Genomic DNA, 14,609 nt, shown 5'->3' on the forward strand with positions numbered 1-14,609 from the left:
TGCCGGGCGACAACGTGTCGATCACCGTCAAGCTGATCGCTCCGATCGCCATGGAAGAGGGCCTGCGCTTCGCCATCCGCGAAGGTGGCCGCACCGTGGGTTCGGGCGTCGTGGCCAAGATCCTCGCTTAAGTCAAGGGATCGAAGGGGTATAGCTCAATTGGCAGAGCGTCGGTCTCCAAAACCGAAGGTTGTAGGTTCGATTCCTACTGCCCCTGCCACCTGAGGGTGGCCCCAAAAACGAGCCCGTCACGCGTGACGGGCTTCGGCGTCTGAAGAAGGCGCATGGAATTGAAGGCCGAACAGGCCGCAGGAATATTTGCCCAAGATGGCTTCTACTCAAATCGAAACCGTGAGCACCACTGCAGACAAGGCCAAGCTGGCCGCGGCTGTCGTGCTGGCGGTGGGCGCCATCGTGGCGTTCTACTTGCTGTCGCGCCATGGTGGCGTGGTGCAGTGGATTGCGCTGCTGGTCGGCCTGGCTGCGGCTGTTGGCGCTTTTGCCGCGTCCGAGCATGGCCGCCAGCTGCTGGCCTTTGGGCGCGATTCGTGGCGCGAGGTCAAGAAGGTCGTGTGGCCAACCCGCAAGGAAGCCATGCAGATGACGGGCTACGTGTTCGCCTTCGTCGTCATCATGTCCATCTTCCTCTGGCTCACCGACAAAACGCTGGAATGGGTGTTTTTTGACCTCATCCTGGGCTGGAGAAAATAATGACCGACGCGGTTGAAACGACAACATCGCCGATCCTGGCGCCCGCCGCCAACCCCGACCTTCGCTGGTACGTGGTGCATGCCTATTCGGGCATGGAAAAGGCCGTGGAACGCAACATCATCGAGCGCATCAACCGCGCCGGCATGCAGGACAAGTTCGGCCGCATCCTGGTCCCGACCGAGGAAGTGGTCGAGATCAAGAATGGCCAGAAGCGCACCACGGAGCGCCGCTTCTTCCCGGGCTACGTGCTGGTCGAGATGATCATGGACGATGAGAGCTGGCACCTGGTGAAGCACACCAACAAGGTGACCGGCTTCGTCGGTGGTGCCAAGAACCGCCCGGCCCCGATCTCGCAAAAGGAAGTCGAGGACATCGTCAGCCAGATGCAGCAGGGCACCGAGAAGCCCCGCCACAAGGTGGAGTTTGTCGTCGGCGAATTCGTGCGCGTCAAGGAAGGCCCGTTCACCGACTTCAACGGCACCGTCGAGGAAGTCAATTACGAGAAGAACAAGGTGCGCGTGTCCGTGATGATCTTCGGTCGCGCCACCCCGGTCGAACTCGAGTTCGCTCAGGTCGAGAAAACCTGAGGCATTGCGGGACAGACCACGCGAAGCGTGCTCTGTCCTCAACTGATTAAGTGGGCTGCGCGTTGTCCGACTCGCGCGCGGCCTTGACAGAAGAAGAGTCGTTCAACCCCGGGGAGCCACGGCATCGTTCGTGGCGCTATCACCCGCAAGGAGTAAGTCATGGCGAAAAAAATCGTCGGCTTCATCAAGCTGCAAGTGCCAGCTGGTAAGGCCAACCCGTCCCCGCCGATCGGCCCAGCACTGGGTCAGCGCGGTCTGAACATCATGGAGTTCTGCAAGGCGTTCAACGCGCAGACCCAGGGCGTCGAGCCCGGTCTGCCGCTGCCGGTGGTCATCACCGCGTTCGCTGACAAGAGCTTCACCTTCATCATCAAGACGCCGCCGGCGATCACCTTGATCAAGAAGGCCATCAAGCTGGACAAGGGCTCGGCCCGTCCGCACACCGACAAGGTCGGCAAGATCACGCGCGCCCAGCTCGAAGAGATCGCCAAGACCAAGATGAAGGACCTGACCGCTGCCGATCTGGACGCCGCGGTTCGCACCATCGCCGGCTCGGCCCGCTCGATGGGCGTGAATGTGGAGGGCGTGTAAATGGCCAAGATCACCAAGAAGCAAAAGGCCCAGGTCGGCAAGGTCGACAGCAACAAGCTGTACCCGCTGACCGACGCCATCGGCATCGTCAAGGAAGCCGCCACCGCCAAGTTCGATGAATCCATCGACGTGGCCGTGCAGCTGGGCATCGACGCCAAGAAGTCCGACCAGGTCGTGCGTGGCGCCGTCGTGCTGCCCAACGGCACCGGCAAGACCAAGCGCGTCGCCGTGTTCGCCCAAGGCGCCAAGGCCGAGGAAGCCAAGGCTGCCGGCGCCGACATCGTCGGCATGGACGACCTGGCTGCCATGGTCAAGGCGGGCGACATGCCCTTCGACATCGTGATCGCCGCCCCCGACGCCATGCGCGTCGTCGGTACCCTGGGTCAGATCCTGGGCCCGCGCGGCCTGATGCCGAACCCGAAGGTCGGCACCGTGACCCCGGACGTGGCCACCGCCGTCAAGAACGCCAAGGCTGGCCAGGTCCAGTTCCGCGTCGACAAGGCCGGCATCATCCACGGCACGATCGGCCGTCGCTCGTTCGACACCGACAAGCTGCAAGGCAACCTGGCCGCTCTGATCGAAGCGCTGGTCAAGGCCAAGCCGGCATCGAGCAAGGGCGTGTTCCTGCGCAAGGTGGCGGTGTCGTCGACGATGGGTGTGGGCGTGCGCGTCGACATCCAGTCGATTGCCCAGGCCTGATGCAAAGAATGCACCGCACCTCGGCCGCAAGCTGAGGGGCGGTGATGTGGTGGGTCGTCGCGGCAAGCAATGCGCGACGGGCCATCCAAGACCGCTGGCGTGCAGCCTCATCGCTGCACTTAATCACCGAAAGGTGGCCAGCGCAGATGGCGACCCCACTGCAAGAGATCTCTTTTGGATTTCGAAACAGTTGGTCGCTGCATGAAGCGCGCTCTCGAGGCCTCAAAGCCGAAGAGCGCTTTTAAAGGAGTAGACCTTGAGTCTGAATCGCAGTGAGAAAGAAGCGGTCATTTCCGAAGTGACCAGCCTCGCCGCAAAAGCTCAAACGCTCGTGATGGCGGAATACCGTGGCATCACGGTGGCCGACATGACCCGTCTGCGCAACGATGCCCGTGCCAAGGGTGTGAGCCTGAGTGTTCTGAAGAACACCCTGGCCCGCCGTGCCGTGGCTGGTAGCGCATTCGAAGTCATCGGCGACCAGATGACCGGCCCGCTGATCTACGGCTTCTCCGAAGATGCTGTGGCCGCCGCCAAGGTGGTGGCCGATTTCGCGAAGACCAACGACAAGCTGGTCATTCGCGGCGGCGCCTTCGGTGGCAAGGCCCTGGACGTCGACGGCGTGAAGCAACTGGCCAACATTCCTACTAAGGAAGTTCTGCTGGCACAGCTGCTGGGCTTGATGCAGTCCCCCATTTCCCGCACCGCCCGCGTTCTCGCGGCACTCGCGGAAAAGCGTGGTGGCGGCGAAGCACAAGAAGCGGCTCCGGCCGATCAAGCCGCTTGAGCTTGAGATTACGAAATTCATCCCAATTGTTAGGAATCCAAAATGGCATTCGATAAAGACGCATTTTTGACCGCGCTGGACAGCATGACGGTCATGGAACTCAACGACCTGGTCAAGGCCATCGAAGAGAAGTTTGGCGTGAGCGCCGCAGCCATGTCCGCTCCGGCCGCCGCCGGTGGCGCCGCTGCCGCTGTGGTCGAAGAGAAGACCGAATTCAACGTCATGCTGATGGAAGCTGGCGCGAACAAGGTCGGCGCCATCAAGGCCGTCCGTGAAATCACGGGCCTGGGCCTGAAGGAAGCCAAGGACCTGGTGGAAGCCGCTCCCAAGGCCGTCAAGGAAGGCCTGTCGAAGGCTGACGCTGAAGCCGCCAAGAAGAAGCTGGAAGATGCCGGCGCGAAGGTTGAGTTGAAGTAATTCAACTCGTCCGATAGGGCTGGAGGTGCTTGTAAAAGCCCTCCAGCCTTTGCCGCTTTCAGAGCGCACCCAAAAGCCGCAGAAGTTTTGCGGTTTTTGAGTGTCTTCTGATCCCGACTGCAGAAGACCCCTTGGTTCGGGCGACGTGCAATGCGTCGCCGTCCGCCATCGGCTGGTAGTGGCCAGCCGCCAAGCAGCGCGCAAGCGCTGATGACAAGTCGCGCTAGACATCAAGCCCGGAGCTCTCATGGCCCAAACGTCCACGTACAGTTACACCGAACGCAAGCGCATCCGAAAAAGTTTCGGCAGCCGCGACAGCGTTGTTGAAATCCCCTACCTGCTGCAGATGCAGAAAGACGCGTACACCGCGTTCCTGCAAGCAGGCGTTGCGCCGAAAAAACGCACCGTAGAAGGTCTGCAGGCCGCCTTCGATGCCGCCTTCCCGATCGTCTCGCACAACGGCTTCGTGGAAATGAAGTTCCTCGAGTACAACCTGGCCAAGCCGGCCTTCGATGTGCGCGAGTGCCAGACCCGTGGCCTCACCTTCGCCTCGGCCGTGCGCGCCAAGGTGCAGCTGATCATCTATGACCGCGAGTCCTCGACGCCGCAGTCCAAGGTGGTCAAGGAAGTGAAGGAACAAGAGGTCTACATGGGCGAAGTGCCGCTCATGACGGACAAGGGCTCCTTCATCATCAACGGCACCGAGCGCGTGATCGTCTCGCAGCTGCACCGCTCGCCGGGCGTGTTCTTCGAGCACGACAAGGGCAAGACCCACAGCTCCGGGAAGCTGTTGTTCTCCGCTCGAGTGATCCCCTACCGCGGCTCCTGGCTGGACTTCGAGTTCGACCCGAAGGACATGCTGTACTTCCGCGTCGACCGCCGCCGCAAGATGCCGGTCACGATCCTGCTGAAGGCCATCGGCCTGAACCCGGAATCGATCCTGGCGAACTTCTTCGTCAACGACAACTTCCGCCTGATGGACAGCGGCGCGCAGATGGAGCTGGTCTCCGAGCGCCTGCGCGGCGAAGTCGCGCGCTTCGACATCACCGACAAGTCGGGCAAGGTGGTCGTGGCCAAGGACAAGCGCGTCACCGCGCGCCACACCCGCGACCTGGAGCAGTCGGGCACCACGCACATCAGCGTGCCGGAAGACTTCCTGGTCGGCCGCGTGCTGGCCCGCAACATCGTCGACCCGGATTCGGGCGAGATCCTGGCCAAGGCCAACGACGAGCTGACCGAGGCCCTCCTCAAGAAGCTGCGCGCCGCCGGCGTGCTCGACATCCAGTGCATCTACACGAATGAGCTGGACCAGGGCGCCTACATCTCGCAGACTCTGCGCATCGACGAAACGGTGGACGAGTTCGCCGCCCGCGTGGCCATCTACCGCATGATGCGCCCCGGCGAGCCGCCGACGGAAGACGCGGTGCAGGCCCTGTTCCAGCGCCTGTTCTACAACCCGGATACCTACGACCTGTCGCGCGTCGGCCGCATGAAGTTCAACGCCAAGGTTGGCCGCGACGAAGCGACCGGCCCGATGGTGCTGACCAACGAGGACATCCTCGCCGTGGTCAAGATCCTGGTTGACCTGCGCAATGGCCGCGGTGAAGTCGACGACATCGACCACCTGGGCAACCGCCGCGTGCGTTGCGTCGGCGAACTGGCCGAGAACCAGTACCGCACCGGCCTGGCTCGTATCGAGAAGGCCGTGAAGGAGCGTCTGGGCCAGGCCGAGCAAGAGCCGCTGATGCCGCATGACCTGATCAACAGCAAGCCGATCTCGGCTGCACTGAAGGAATTCTTCGGTGCCTCGCAGCTGTCGCAGTTCATGGACCAGACCAACCCGCTTTCGGAAATCACCCACAAGCGCCGCGTGTCGGCTCTTGGCCCGGGTGGTCTGACGCGCGAGCGCGCCGGCTTCGAAGTGCGTGACGTGCACGTGACCCACTACGGCCGCGTCTGCCCGATCGAAACGCCTGAAGGCCCGAACATCGGTCTGATCAACTCGCTGGCCCTGTACGCCCGCCTGAACGAATACGGCTTCATCGAGACGCCGTACCGCCGCGTGGTCGACAGCAAGGTCACGATGGACATCGACTACCTGTCGGCCATCGAAGAAGGCAAGTACGTCATCGCGCAGGCCAATGCGGCTCTGGACAAGGACGGCCGCCTGACCGGCGATCTGGTGTCGGCACGCGAAAAGGGCGAATCGATCCTGGTGGGTGCCGAGCGCATCCAGTACATGGACGTGTCGCCCGCGCAGATCGTGTCGGTGGCTGCCTCGCTGGTGCCCTTCCTGGAGCACGACGACGCCAACCGCGCGCTGATGGGCGCCAACATGCAGCGCCAGGCTGTGCCGGTGCTGCGTCCGGAAAAGCCTTTCGTCGGTACCGGCATCGAGCGCGTCTCGGCTGTCGACTCGGGCACCGTGGTCACCGCCACGCGCGGCGGCGTGGTCGACTATGTCGATGCCACCCGCATCGTGGTGCGCGTGAACGACGCCGAAGCGCAAGCCGGCGAAGTGGGCGTGGACATCTACAACCTGATCAAGTATCAGCGTTCCAACCAGAACACCAACATCCACCAGCGTCCGATCGTCAAGCGCGGCGACAAGATCGCCAAGGGTGACGTGGTGGCCGACGGCGCATCGACCGACCTGGGCGAACTCGCCCTGGGCCAGAACATGCTGATCGGCTTCATGCCCTGGAACGGCTACAACTTCGAAGACTCGATCCTGATCTCCGAACGCGTGGTGGCCGACGACCGCTACACCTCGATCCACATCGAGGAGCTGGTGGTGATGGCGCGCGACACCAAGCTGGGCGCCGAAGAAATCACCCGCGACATCCCGAACCTGGCCGAGCAGCAGCTCAACCGCCTGGACGAGTCCGGCATCATCTACGTCGGCGCCGAAGTGCAGCCCGGCGACACGCTGGTGGGCAAGGTCACGCCGAAGGGCGAGACCACGCTGACGCCTGAAGAGAAGCTGCTGCGCGCCATCTTCGGCGAGAAGGCTTCCGACGTGAAGGACACCTCGCTGCGTGTCGACCAGGGCTCGCAAGGCACCGTGATCGACGTGCAGGTGTTCACCCGCGAAGGCATCCAGCGCGACAAGCGCGCCCAGCAGATCATCGATGACGAGCTGAAGCGCTTCCGCCTGGACCTGAACGACCAGCTGCGCATCGTCGAGGCCGACGCCTTCGACCGTATCGAGAAGCTGCTGACCGGCAAGGTCGCCAACGGCGGCCCGAACAAGCTGGCCAAGGGCACCAAGCTGGACAAGGCCTACCTCAGCTCGATCGAGAAGTTCCACTGGTTCGACATCCGCCCGGCGGAAGACGAAGTGGCTTCGCAGCTCGAGTCGATCAAGAACTCGCTGGAGCAGACCCGCCACAGCTTCGACCTGGCTTTCGAAGAAAAGCGCAAGAAGCTCACGCAAGGCGACGAGCTGCCCGCGGGCGTGCTCAAGATGGTCAAGGTCTACCTGGCCGTCAAGCGCCGCCTGCAGCCCGGCGACAAGATGGCCGGCCGCCACGGCAACAAGGGTGTGGTGTCCAAGATCGTTCCGGTCGAAGACATGCCCCACATGGCCGACGGCACGCCGTGCGACATCTGCCTGAACCCGCTGGGCGTGCCCTCGCGGATGAACGTGGGCCAGGTTCTGGAAGTGCACCTGGGCTGGGCCGGCAAGGGCATCGGCCAGCGCATCGGCGACATGCTGCAGCAAGAGGCCAAGGCGGCCGAGCTGCGCAAGTTCTTCGACGAGTTCTACAACAGCACCGGCCGCAAGGAAGACCTGACGAAGTTCAGCGACACCGAGATCGTCGAGATGGCGCACAACCTGTCGACCGGCGTGCCCTTCGCAACGCCCGTGTTCGATGGTGCCTCGGAAGACGAAATCCGCGCCATGCTGAAGCTGGCCTTCCCGGACGACATCGCCAAGCTCAAGGGCTTGACCGACACGCGTACCCAGGCCTACCTGTTCGACGGCCGCACCGGCGAGCAGTTCGAGCGCCCCGTCACCGTCGGCTACATGCACTTCCTGAAGCTGCACCACCTGGTGGACGACAAGATGCACGCCCGCTCGACCGGACCGTACTCGCTCGTGACCCAGCAGCCGCTGGGCGGCAAGGCGCAGTTCGGCGGCCAGCGCTTCGGTGAAATGGAAGTGTGGGCGCTGGAAGCCTACGGCGCTGCCTACGTGCTGCAGGAAATGCTGACCGTGAAGTCCGACGACGTTCAGGGCCGTACCAAGGTGTACGAGTCGATCGTCAAGGGCGAACACGCCATCGAAGCCGGCATGCCGGAATCGTTCAATGTGCTGGTCAAGGAAATTCGTTCCCTGGGCCTGGACATCGAATTGGAACGTTCTTAATTCAAGGGGATAGGTTCTATGAAGTCACTACTCGACCTGTTCAAGCAATTCACGCCGGATGAGCATTTCGATGCCATCAAGATCGGCATGGCTTCGCCCGAGAAGATCCGTTCGTGGTCTTTCGGCGAAGTGAAGAAGCCCGAGACGATCAACTATCGCACCTTCAAGCCCGAACGCGACGGCCTGTTCTGCGCCAAGATCTTCGGCCCCATCAAGGACTACGAGTGCCTGTGCGGCAAGTACAAGCGCCTGAAGCACCGCGGCGTGATCTGCGAGAAGTGCGGCGTTGAAGTCACGCAGACCAAGGTGCGCCGCGAGCGCATGGGCCACATCGACCTGGCCGCGCCCTGCGCCCACATCTGGTTCCTGAAGTCGCTGCCGTCGCGTCTGGGCCTGGTGCTCGACATGACGCTGCGCGACATCGAGCGCGTGCTGTACTTCGAAGCCTACGTCGTCACCGACCCCGGCATGACCCCGCTGAAGAAGTTCAGCATCATGTCCGAGGACGATTTCGACGCCAAGCGCAAGGAATACGGCGACGAGTTCATCGCCAAGATGGGCGCTGAAGGCATCAAGGATCTGCTGGAAGGCATCGAGCTCGACACCGAGATCGAGAAGCTGCGCGGCGACCTGACCGGCTCCGAAGTCAAGGTCAAGAAGAACTCCAAGCGCCTGAAGGTGCTGGAGGCCTTCCGCAAGTCGGGCATCAAGCCCAACTGGATGGTGCTGGACGTGTTGCCCGTGCTGCCGCCGGACCTGCGTCCGCTGGTGCCGCTGGACGGCGGCCGCTTCGCGACCTCCGACCTGAACGACCTGTACCGGCGCGTCATCAACCGCAACTCGCGCCTGCGCCGCCTGCTGGAGCTGAAGGCTCCGGAAATCATCGCGCGCAATGAAAAGCGGATGCTGCAAGAGGCGGTCGACTCGCTGCTGGACAACGGCCGCCGTGGCAAGGCCATGACGGGCGCCAACAAGCGCGCGCTGAAGTCGCTGGCCGACATGATCAAGGGCAAGAGCGGCCGCTTCCGCCAGAACCTGCTGGGCAAGCGCGTCGACTACTCGGGCCGTTCGGTCATCGTGGTCGGCCCGACGCTCAAGCTGCATCAATGCGGCCTGCCCAAGCTGATGGCGCTCGAGCTGTTCAAGCCCTTCATCTTCTCGCGCCTGGAAGCCATGGGCATCGCCACCACCATCAAGGCGGCGAAGAAGGAAGTCGAATCCGGCACGCCGGTGGTGTGGGACATCCTTGAGGAAGTGATCAAGGAACACCCGGTGATGCTGAACCGTGCACCGACGCTGCACCGCCTGGGCATCCAGGCCTTCGAGCCGATCCTGATCGAAGGCAAGGCGATCCAGCTGCACCCGCTGGTTTGCGCGGCCTTCAACGCCGACTTCGACGGCGACCAGATGGCTGTTCACGTGCCGCTGTCGGTGGAAGCGCAGATGGAAGCCCGCACGCTGATGCTGGCCTCCAACAACGTGCTGTTCCCGGCCTCGGGCGAGCCTTCCATCGTTCCTTCGCAGGACGTGGTGCTGGGCCTGTACTACACGACCCGTGACCGCATCAACGGCAAGGGCGAAGGCCTGATCTTCTCCGACATCGGTGAAGTGCAGCGCGCGCTGGACGCCAGCGTGGTCGAGTTGACCTCGAAGGTCGCCGTGCGCATCACCGAGTGGAACAAGAACAAGGAAACGGGCGAATTCGAGCCCTCGACCTCGCTCGTGGACACCACCGTCGGCCGCGCCCTGCTGTCCGAGATCCTGCCCAAGGGCCTGGCCTTCTCGAACATCAACAAGGCGCTGAAGAAGAAGGAAATCTCCAAGCTCATCAACGCGTCCTTCCGCAAGTGCGGCCTGAAGGAAACGGTGGTGTTCGCCGACAAGCTGCTGCAAAACGGCTTCCGCCTGGCCACCAAGGCCGGCATCTCGATCGCCATCGACGACATGCTGGTGCCGGCCGAGAAGCACCAGATCATCGACGCCGCTTCCAAGGAAGTGAAGGAGATCGAGCAGCAGTACGTCTCCGGCCTGGTGACGTCCGGCGAACGCTACAACAAGGTGGTGGACATCTGGGGCAAGGCGGGCGACGCCGTGTCCAAGGTGATGATGGCCAAGCTGTCCAAGCAGAAGGTCATCGACCGCCACGGCAAGGAAGTGGAGCAGGAGTCCTTCAACTCCATCTACATGATGGCCGACTCGGGCGCCCGCGGTTCCGCCGCGCAGATCCGCCAGGTGGCCGGCATGCGGGGCCTGATGGCCAAGCCGGACGGCTCGATCATCGAGACGCCGATTACCGCGAACTTCCGCGAAGGTCTGAACGTGCTGGAGTACTTCATCTCCACCCACGGTGCCCGTAAGGGTCTGGCCGACACGGCGCTGAAGACCGCGAACTCGGGTTACCTGACGCGCCGTCTGGTCGACGTGACGCAGGATCTGGTCGTGACCGAGCAGGATTGCGGCACGCACGGCGGCTACTTGATGCGAGCGATCGTCGAAGGCGGCGAAGTGATCGAGTCGCTGCGCGACCGTATCCTGGGGCGTACCGCGGCCGACGACGTGCTGCACCCGGAAAACCGCTCGGTGCTGCTCAAGGCCGGCGAGATGTTCGACGAAGACAACATCGAAGAACTCGAAGCGCAAGGCGTCGACGAGGTACGCGTGCGCACCGCGCTGACCTGCGAGACGCGCTACGGCATCTGCGCCAAGTGCTATGGCCGCGACCTCGGCCGCGGTGGCCTGATCAACATCGGCGAAGCCGTCGGTGTGATCGCCGCCCAGTCGATCGGCGAGCCCGGCACGCAGCTGACCATGCGTACCTTCCACATCGGGGGTGCGGCGTCGCGTGCGGCCATCGCCTCGAGCGTTGAAGCCAAGAGCAACGGCGTGATCGGCTTCAACGCCACCATGCGCTACGTGACCAACTCCAAGGGCGAGCTGGTGGTGATCGCGCGTTCGGGCGAGATCGTCATTCATGACGAGCACGGCCGCGAGCGCGAGCGCCACAAGGTGCCTTACGGCGCGACGCTGACGGTGAAGGCCGACCAGCAGATCAAGGCTGGCCAGATCCTGGCCAACTGGGATCCGCTGACCCGCCCCATCATCACCGAGTTCGCCGGCAAGACCCTGTTCGAGAACGTCGAGGAAGGCCTCACGGTTGCCAAGCAGGTGGACGAAGTCACCGGCCTGTCGACCCTGGTCGTGATCGATCCGAAGCGCCGCGGCGCGACCAAGGTCGTGCGTCCGCAAGTGAAGCTGATCGACGCTTCGGGCAACGAAGTGAAGATCCCCGGCACCGATCACTCGGTGACGATCGGCTTCCCGATCGGTGCGCTGGTCCAGATCCGCGACGGTCAGGACGTGGGCCCCGGCGAAGTGCTGGCCCGCATCCCGGTCGAAGGCCAGAAGACGCGAGACATCACCGGCGGTCTGCCGCGTGTGGCCGAGCTCTTCGAAGCCCGTTCGCCCAAGGACAAGGGCATGCTGGCCGAAATGACCGGTACCGTGTCCTTCGGCAAGGAGACCAAGGGCAAGATCCGCCTGCAGATCACCGATCCCGAAGGCAAGGTCTGGGAAGACCTCGTGCCCAAGGAAAAGAACATCCTGGTGCACGAAGGCCAGGTGGTGAACAAGGGCGAAACCGTGGTCGACGGCCCGGCCGATCCGCAGGACATCCTGCGCCTCTTGGGCTCGGAAGAACTCGCGCGCTACATCGTCGATGAAGTGCAGGACGTGTACCGCTTGCAGGGCGTGAAGATCAACGACAAGCACATCGAGGTGATCGTTCGCCAGATGCTGCGCCGCGTCGTGGTCGAAAGCGCCGGCGAGTCGAACTACATCGTCGGCGAGCAGGTCGAGCGTTCGGAGATGCTCAACACCAACGACGCCCTGCGCAAGGACGACAAGATCCCCGCGACCTTCACCAACCTGCTGCTGGGCATCACCAAGGCCTCGCTGTCGACCGACTCGTTCATCTCCGCGGCTTCCTTCCAGGAAACCACGCGCGTGCTGACCGAAGCGGCGATCATGGGCAAGCGCGACGAGCTGCGCGGCCTGAAGGAAAACGTCATCGTCGGCCGCCTGATCCCCGCGGGCACCGGCATGGCTTACCACCAGGCACGCAAGGCCAAGGACCTGATGGACGAGGCCGAGCGCCGCGCCATCGCCGACGCCGAAGCCGCCGAATTGGGCGCCATGGCATCCGCCACCACCGATGACGCCGGTGACGGCGCCAGCACGGCGGACGCCAGCGAAGGCGCGGCGACCGAGTAAGGGCGCACGCTTCGTTGCGGCCCATGACCGGCCCCATGCGCCCCCCTGCCGCCCGCGGCCGGGGGGCGCTTTTTGTTTCCGGCGCCGCCGAGGAGGGTGCAGTTAGATGAGCACCTTGCCCGAATCGATCTCCTGGTGGATCGGCGGCGCGCTGCTGCTGTTCTGGTTTGTCGGCGCGCACAACCGCCTGGTACGGCTGCGCTCTGCGGCCCTCGTCGCCTATGCCGCGCTCGATGCGGCGCTGGGCAAGCAGCTCGACTACGTGCAGGCGCGCAGCACGCGCGCGCTGGCCATCAGCGGCGTTGCCAGGCGCGATGCCGCGGCCGAGAGCTCGCTGCTGTCCTCGGTGGCGCAGCTGTCGGCCATGCTGGCCGTGACCCGGCTGCGTCCGCTGGAGCCCTCGCGCATTGCCGCGCTGGGCACGGCCTTGCATGTCATGCTCAACGCCTGGGAGCGCGTCTATCCCGGCGAGGTGCTGAGTTTCGATGCCGAAGGCACGCTGTCGATGCCTGCGCCTTTGCCGGGCGAGGCGCCAGTGCCGGCGCTGCCGGCCGCCTCGCAATTTGCCTGGCCCGAACCCTCGGCCGCCGCGGAAATCGCGCGCGGCCAGTTCAACCAGGCGGTGCTTGCATACAACCATGCGATCGGCCAGTTCCCAGCGCTGATCGTGGCCTGGGCATTCCGCTTGCGTCGGGCCTCCGCGCTCGTCTGACTTTTTTTTCCCGCGGCCAGCCCGGCGAGAGGCTGGCCCTATCAGCCTTACCATCGCCTTCAAGTTGGCCTCTTCTTCCGATCACCATTCCCCCCCGAATTCCGACACGGTCCCGCATGAGCAGCCGCCGCTGTGGCGCCAGTTGCAGCAGTGCGCCGCCGTGCTGGCCGCGGTGCGCGCCGGCACATCCGGCGCCGTTGCCTTCGACGCGGTCGATCCGGTGCTGCGGCCGGGCGTGCAGGCCCTTGGTTTCCAGGTGCTGCGCTGGCTGGGCCGTGCCGAGGCATTGCGCCGCCAGTTGGCGCGCCGCACACCGCCGCCGGCGGCCGATGCCCTGCTTTGCAGTGCCCTGGCCCTGGCCTGGCAGCCGGAAATCGCGCCTTATGAGCCCTTCACCCTGGTCGACCAGGCAGTGGAGGCCGCCAAGCGCGACGGCGGCATGCGGGCCCAGGCCAGCTTCATCAATGCCTGCCTGCGCCGCTTCTTGCGTGAGCGCGAGGCGCTGGTGGCAGCCACCGAGCGCGAGCCCGTGTCCCAGTGGAACCATCCGCGCTGGTGGATCGAGCGGCTCAAGCACGACCATCCGCGCGCCTGGCAGAAGGTGCTGACGGCCGACAACGCGCAGGCCCCGATGACCTTGCGCGTCAATCGGCGCAGGACGAGCGTGGGCGAATACCTGCAAGCCCTCGAGCTGGCCGGCCATCCGGCGGTTGCGGTGGGTGCCAGTGGCGTGCAACTGGAACGCGCCCGCCCAGTGCGCCAGCTGCCCGGCTTCGACACCGGCGACTTCTCGGTGCAGGATGCTGCCGCCCAATTGGCGGCCCCGCTGCTGCTCGACGGCCTGGCCGCGCCCGCGGCCGGCGTTGGCCCGCTGCGGGTGCTCGACGCCTGCGCCGCCCCTGGCGGCAAGACCGCGCATTTGCTGGAACATGCCGGCCAGCAGCCGATCGAGGTGACCGCCCTGGAGGTCGATGCCGCGCGCAGCCGCCGCATCGACGAGACCTTGGCGCGCCTGGGCCTGGCGGCACAGGTGATCGTGGCCGACGCCTCGCGCCCGTCGCAGTGGTGGGACGGCCAGCCCTTCGACGCCATCCTGCTGGACGCGCCTTGCACCGCCTCGGGCATCGTGCGCCGCCATCCGGACGTGCGTTGGCTGCGGCGCGAAAGCGATGTGGAACAGCTGGCGGTGCAGCAAGCCACCCTGCTGGCAGCGCTCTGGCCACTGGTCAAAGCAGGCGGCCGCCTTCTCTATTGCACCTGCTCCGTTTTCCGGGACGAGGGAGCGCACCAGATTGATGCGTTTCTTGCACACAACACCGATGCCCGTTTGCTGCCTTCCCCGGGTCATTTGCTGCCGCAAAGCGGGCGGATTGCCGGTGGGCTCCCGGACAATCCCTTGGGTGAGCACGACGGTTTCTTCTACGCCCTGCTGGAAAAGCACCCTGGCTGAGGCTCGCCGGCCGGCTT

At 64.3% G+C, this 14,609-nt stretch carries 11 protein-coding genes and 1 tRNA gene; all 12 read left to right on the forward strand.

Features of this window, described 5'->3' with window-relative positions; genetic code table 11:
• Window positions 1-131 (forward strand): EF-Tu C-terminal domain-related protein (locus ACIPRI_RS25610; protein ID WP_446624325.1); only part of this gene is annotated, 131 nt, incomplete at its 5' end.
• Between the two features lie 13 nt (window positions 132-144).
• Window positions 145-220 (forward strand) — tRNA-Trp (locus tag ACIPRI_RS25615).
• Between the two features lie 107 nt (window positions 221-327).
• Entirely contained in the window at window positions 328-711 is a 384-nt protein-coding gene (gene secE / locus ACIPRI_RS25620) for a preprotein translocase subunit SecE (RefSeq protein WP_446624329.1), read from the forward strand.
• A complete protein-coding gene (nusG, locus tag ACIPRI_RS25625) occupies window positions 711-1,298 on the forward strand; it encodes a transcription termination/antitermination protein NusG (RefSeq protein ID WP_446624330.1) in 588 nt (195 codons plus the stop codon). Before secE ends, nusG begins: the two co-directional genes overlap by 1 nt.
• Window positions 1,299-1,457: 159 nt before the next feature.
• Window positions 1,458-1,889 carry a 50S ribosomal protein L11 gene (gene rplK / locus ACIPRI_RS25630; protein ID WP_119557817.1) on the forward strand — a complete coding sequence of 144 codons (432 nt, stop codon included), beginning with the start codon at window positions 1,458-1,460 and terminating at the stop codon, window positions 1,887-1,889.
• Window positions 1,890-2,588, forward strand: coding sequence for a 50S ribosomal protein L1 (rplA, locus tag ACIPRI_RS25635; protein WP_446624331.1), 699 nt, complete (start codon window positions 1,890-1,892; stop codon window positions 2,586-2,588). It abuts the gene before it with no gap.
• 256 nt (window positions 2,589-2,844) lie between these two features.
• The gene (gene rplJ / locus ACIPRI_RS25640) at window positions 2,845-3,372 is read left to right on the forward strand and encodes a 50S ribosomal protein L10 (RefSeq protein ID WP_446624332.1); all 528 of its coding nucleotides are present in this window, start codon (window positions 2,845-2,847) and stop codon (window positions 3,370-3,372) included.
• Between the two features lie 42 nt (window positions 3,373-3,414).
• Window positions 3,415-3,789, forward strand: coding sequence for a 50S ribosomal protein L7/L12 (gene rplL, locus ACIPRI_RS25645; protein WP_446624333.1), 375 nt, complete (start codon window positions 3,415-3,417; stop codon window positions 3,787-3,789).
• 247 nt (window positions 3,790-4,036) lie between these two features.
• Complete coding sequence (rpoB, locus tag ACIPRI_RS25650; protein WP_446624334.1) at window positions 4,037-8,161, forward strand: DNA-directed RNA polymerase subunit beta; 4,125 nt, start codon at window positions 4,037-4,039, stop codon at window positions 8,159-8,161.
• 18 nt (window positions 8,162-8,179) lie between these two features.
• Window positions 8,180-12,430, forward strand: a complete 4,251-nt coding sequence (gene rpoC / locus ACIPRI_RS25655; protein WP_446624335.1) for a DNA-directed RNA polymerase subunit beta' — start codon at window positions 8,180-8,182, stop codon at window positions 12,428-12,430.
• Window positions 12,431-12,536: 106 nt separating this feature from the next.
• Window positions 12,537-13,142, forward strand: coding sequence for a lema family protein (locus ACIPRI_RS25660; protein ID WP_446624336.1), 606 nt, complete (start codon window positions 12,537-12,539; stop codon window positions 13,140-13,142).
• A gap of 64 nt (window positions 13,143-13,206) precedes the next feature.
• Window positions 13,207-14,592 carry a 16S rRNA (cytosine(967)-C(5))-methyltransferase RsmB gene (rsmB, locus tag ACIPRI_RS25665; RefSeq protein ID WP_446624337.1) on the forward strand — a complete coding sequence of 462 codons (1,386 nt, stop codon included), beginning with the start codon at window positions 13,207-13,209 and terminating at the stop codon, window positions 14,590-14,592.
• Window positions 14,593-14,609: the final 17 nt, after the last annotated feature.

The organism is Variovorax sp. LARHSF232, from assembly GCF_052871435.1.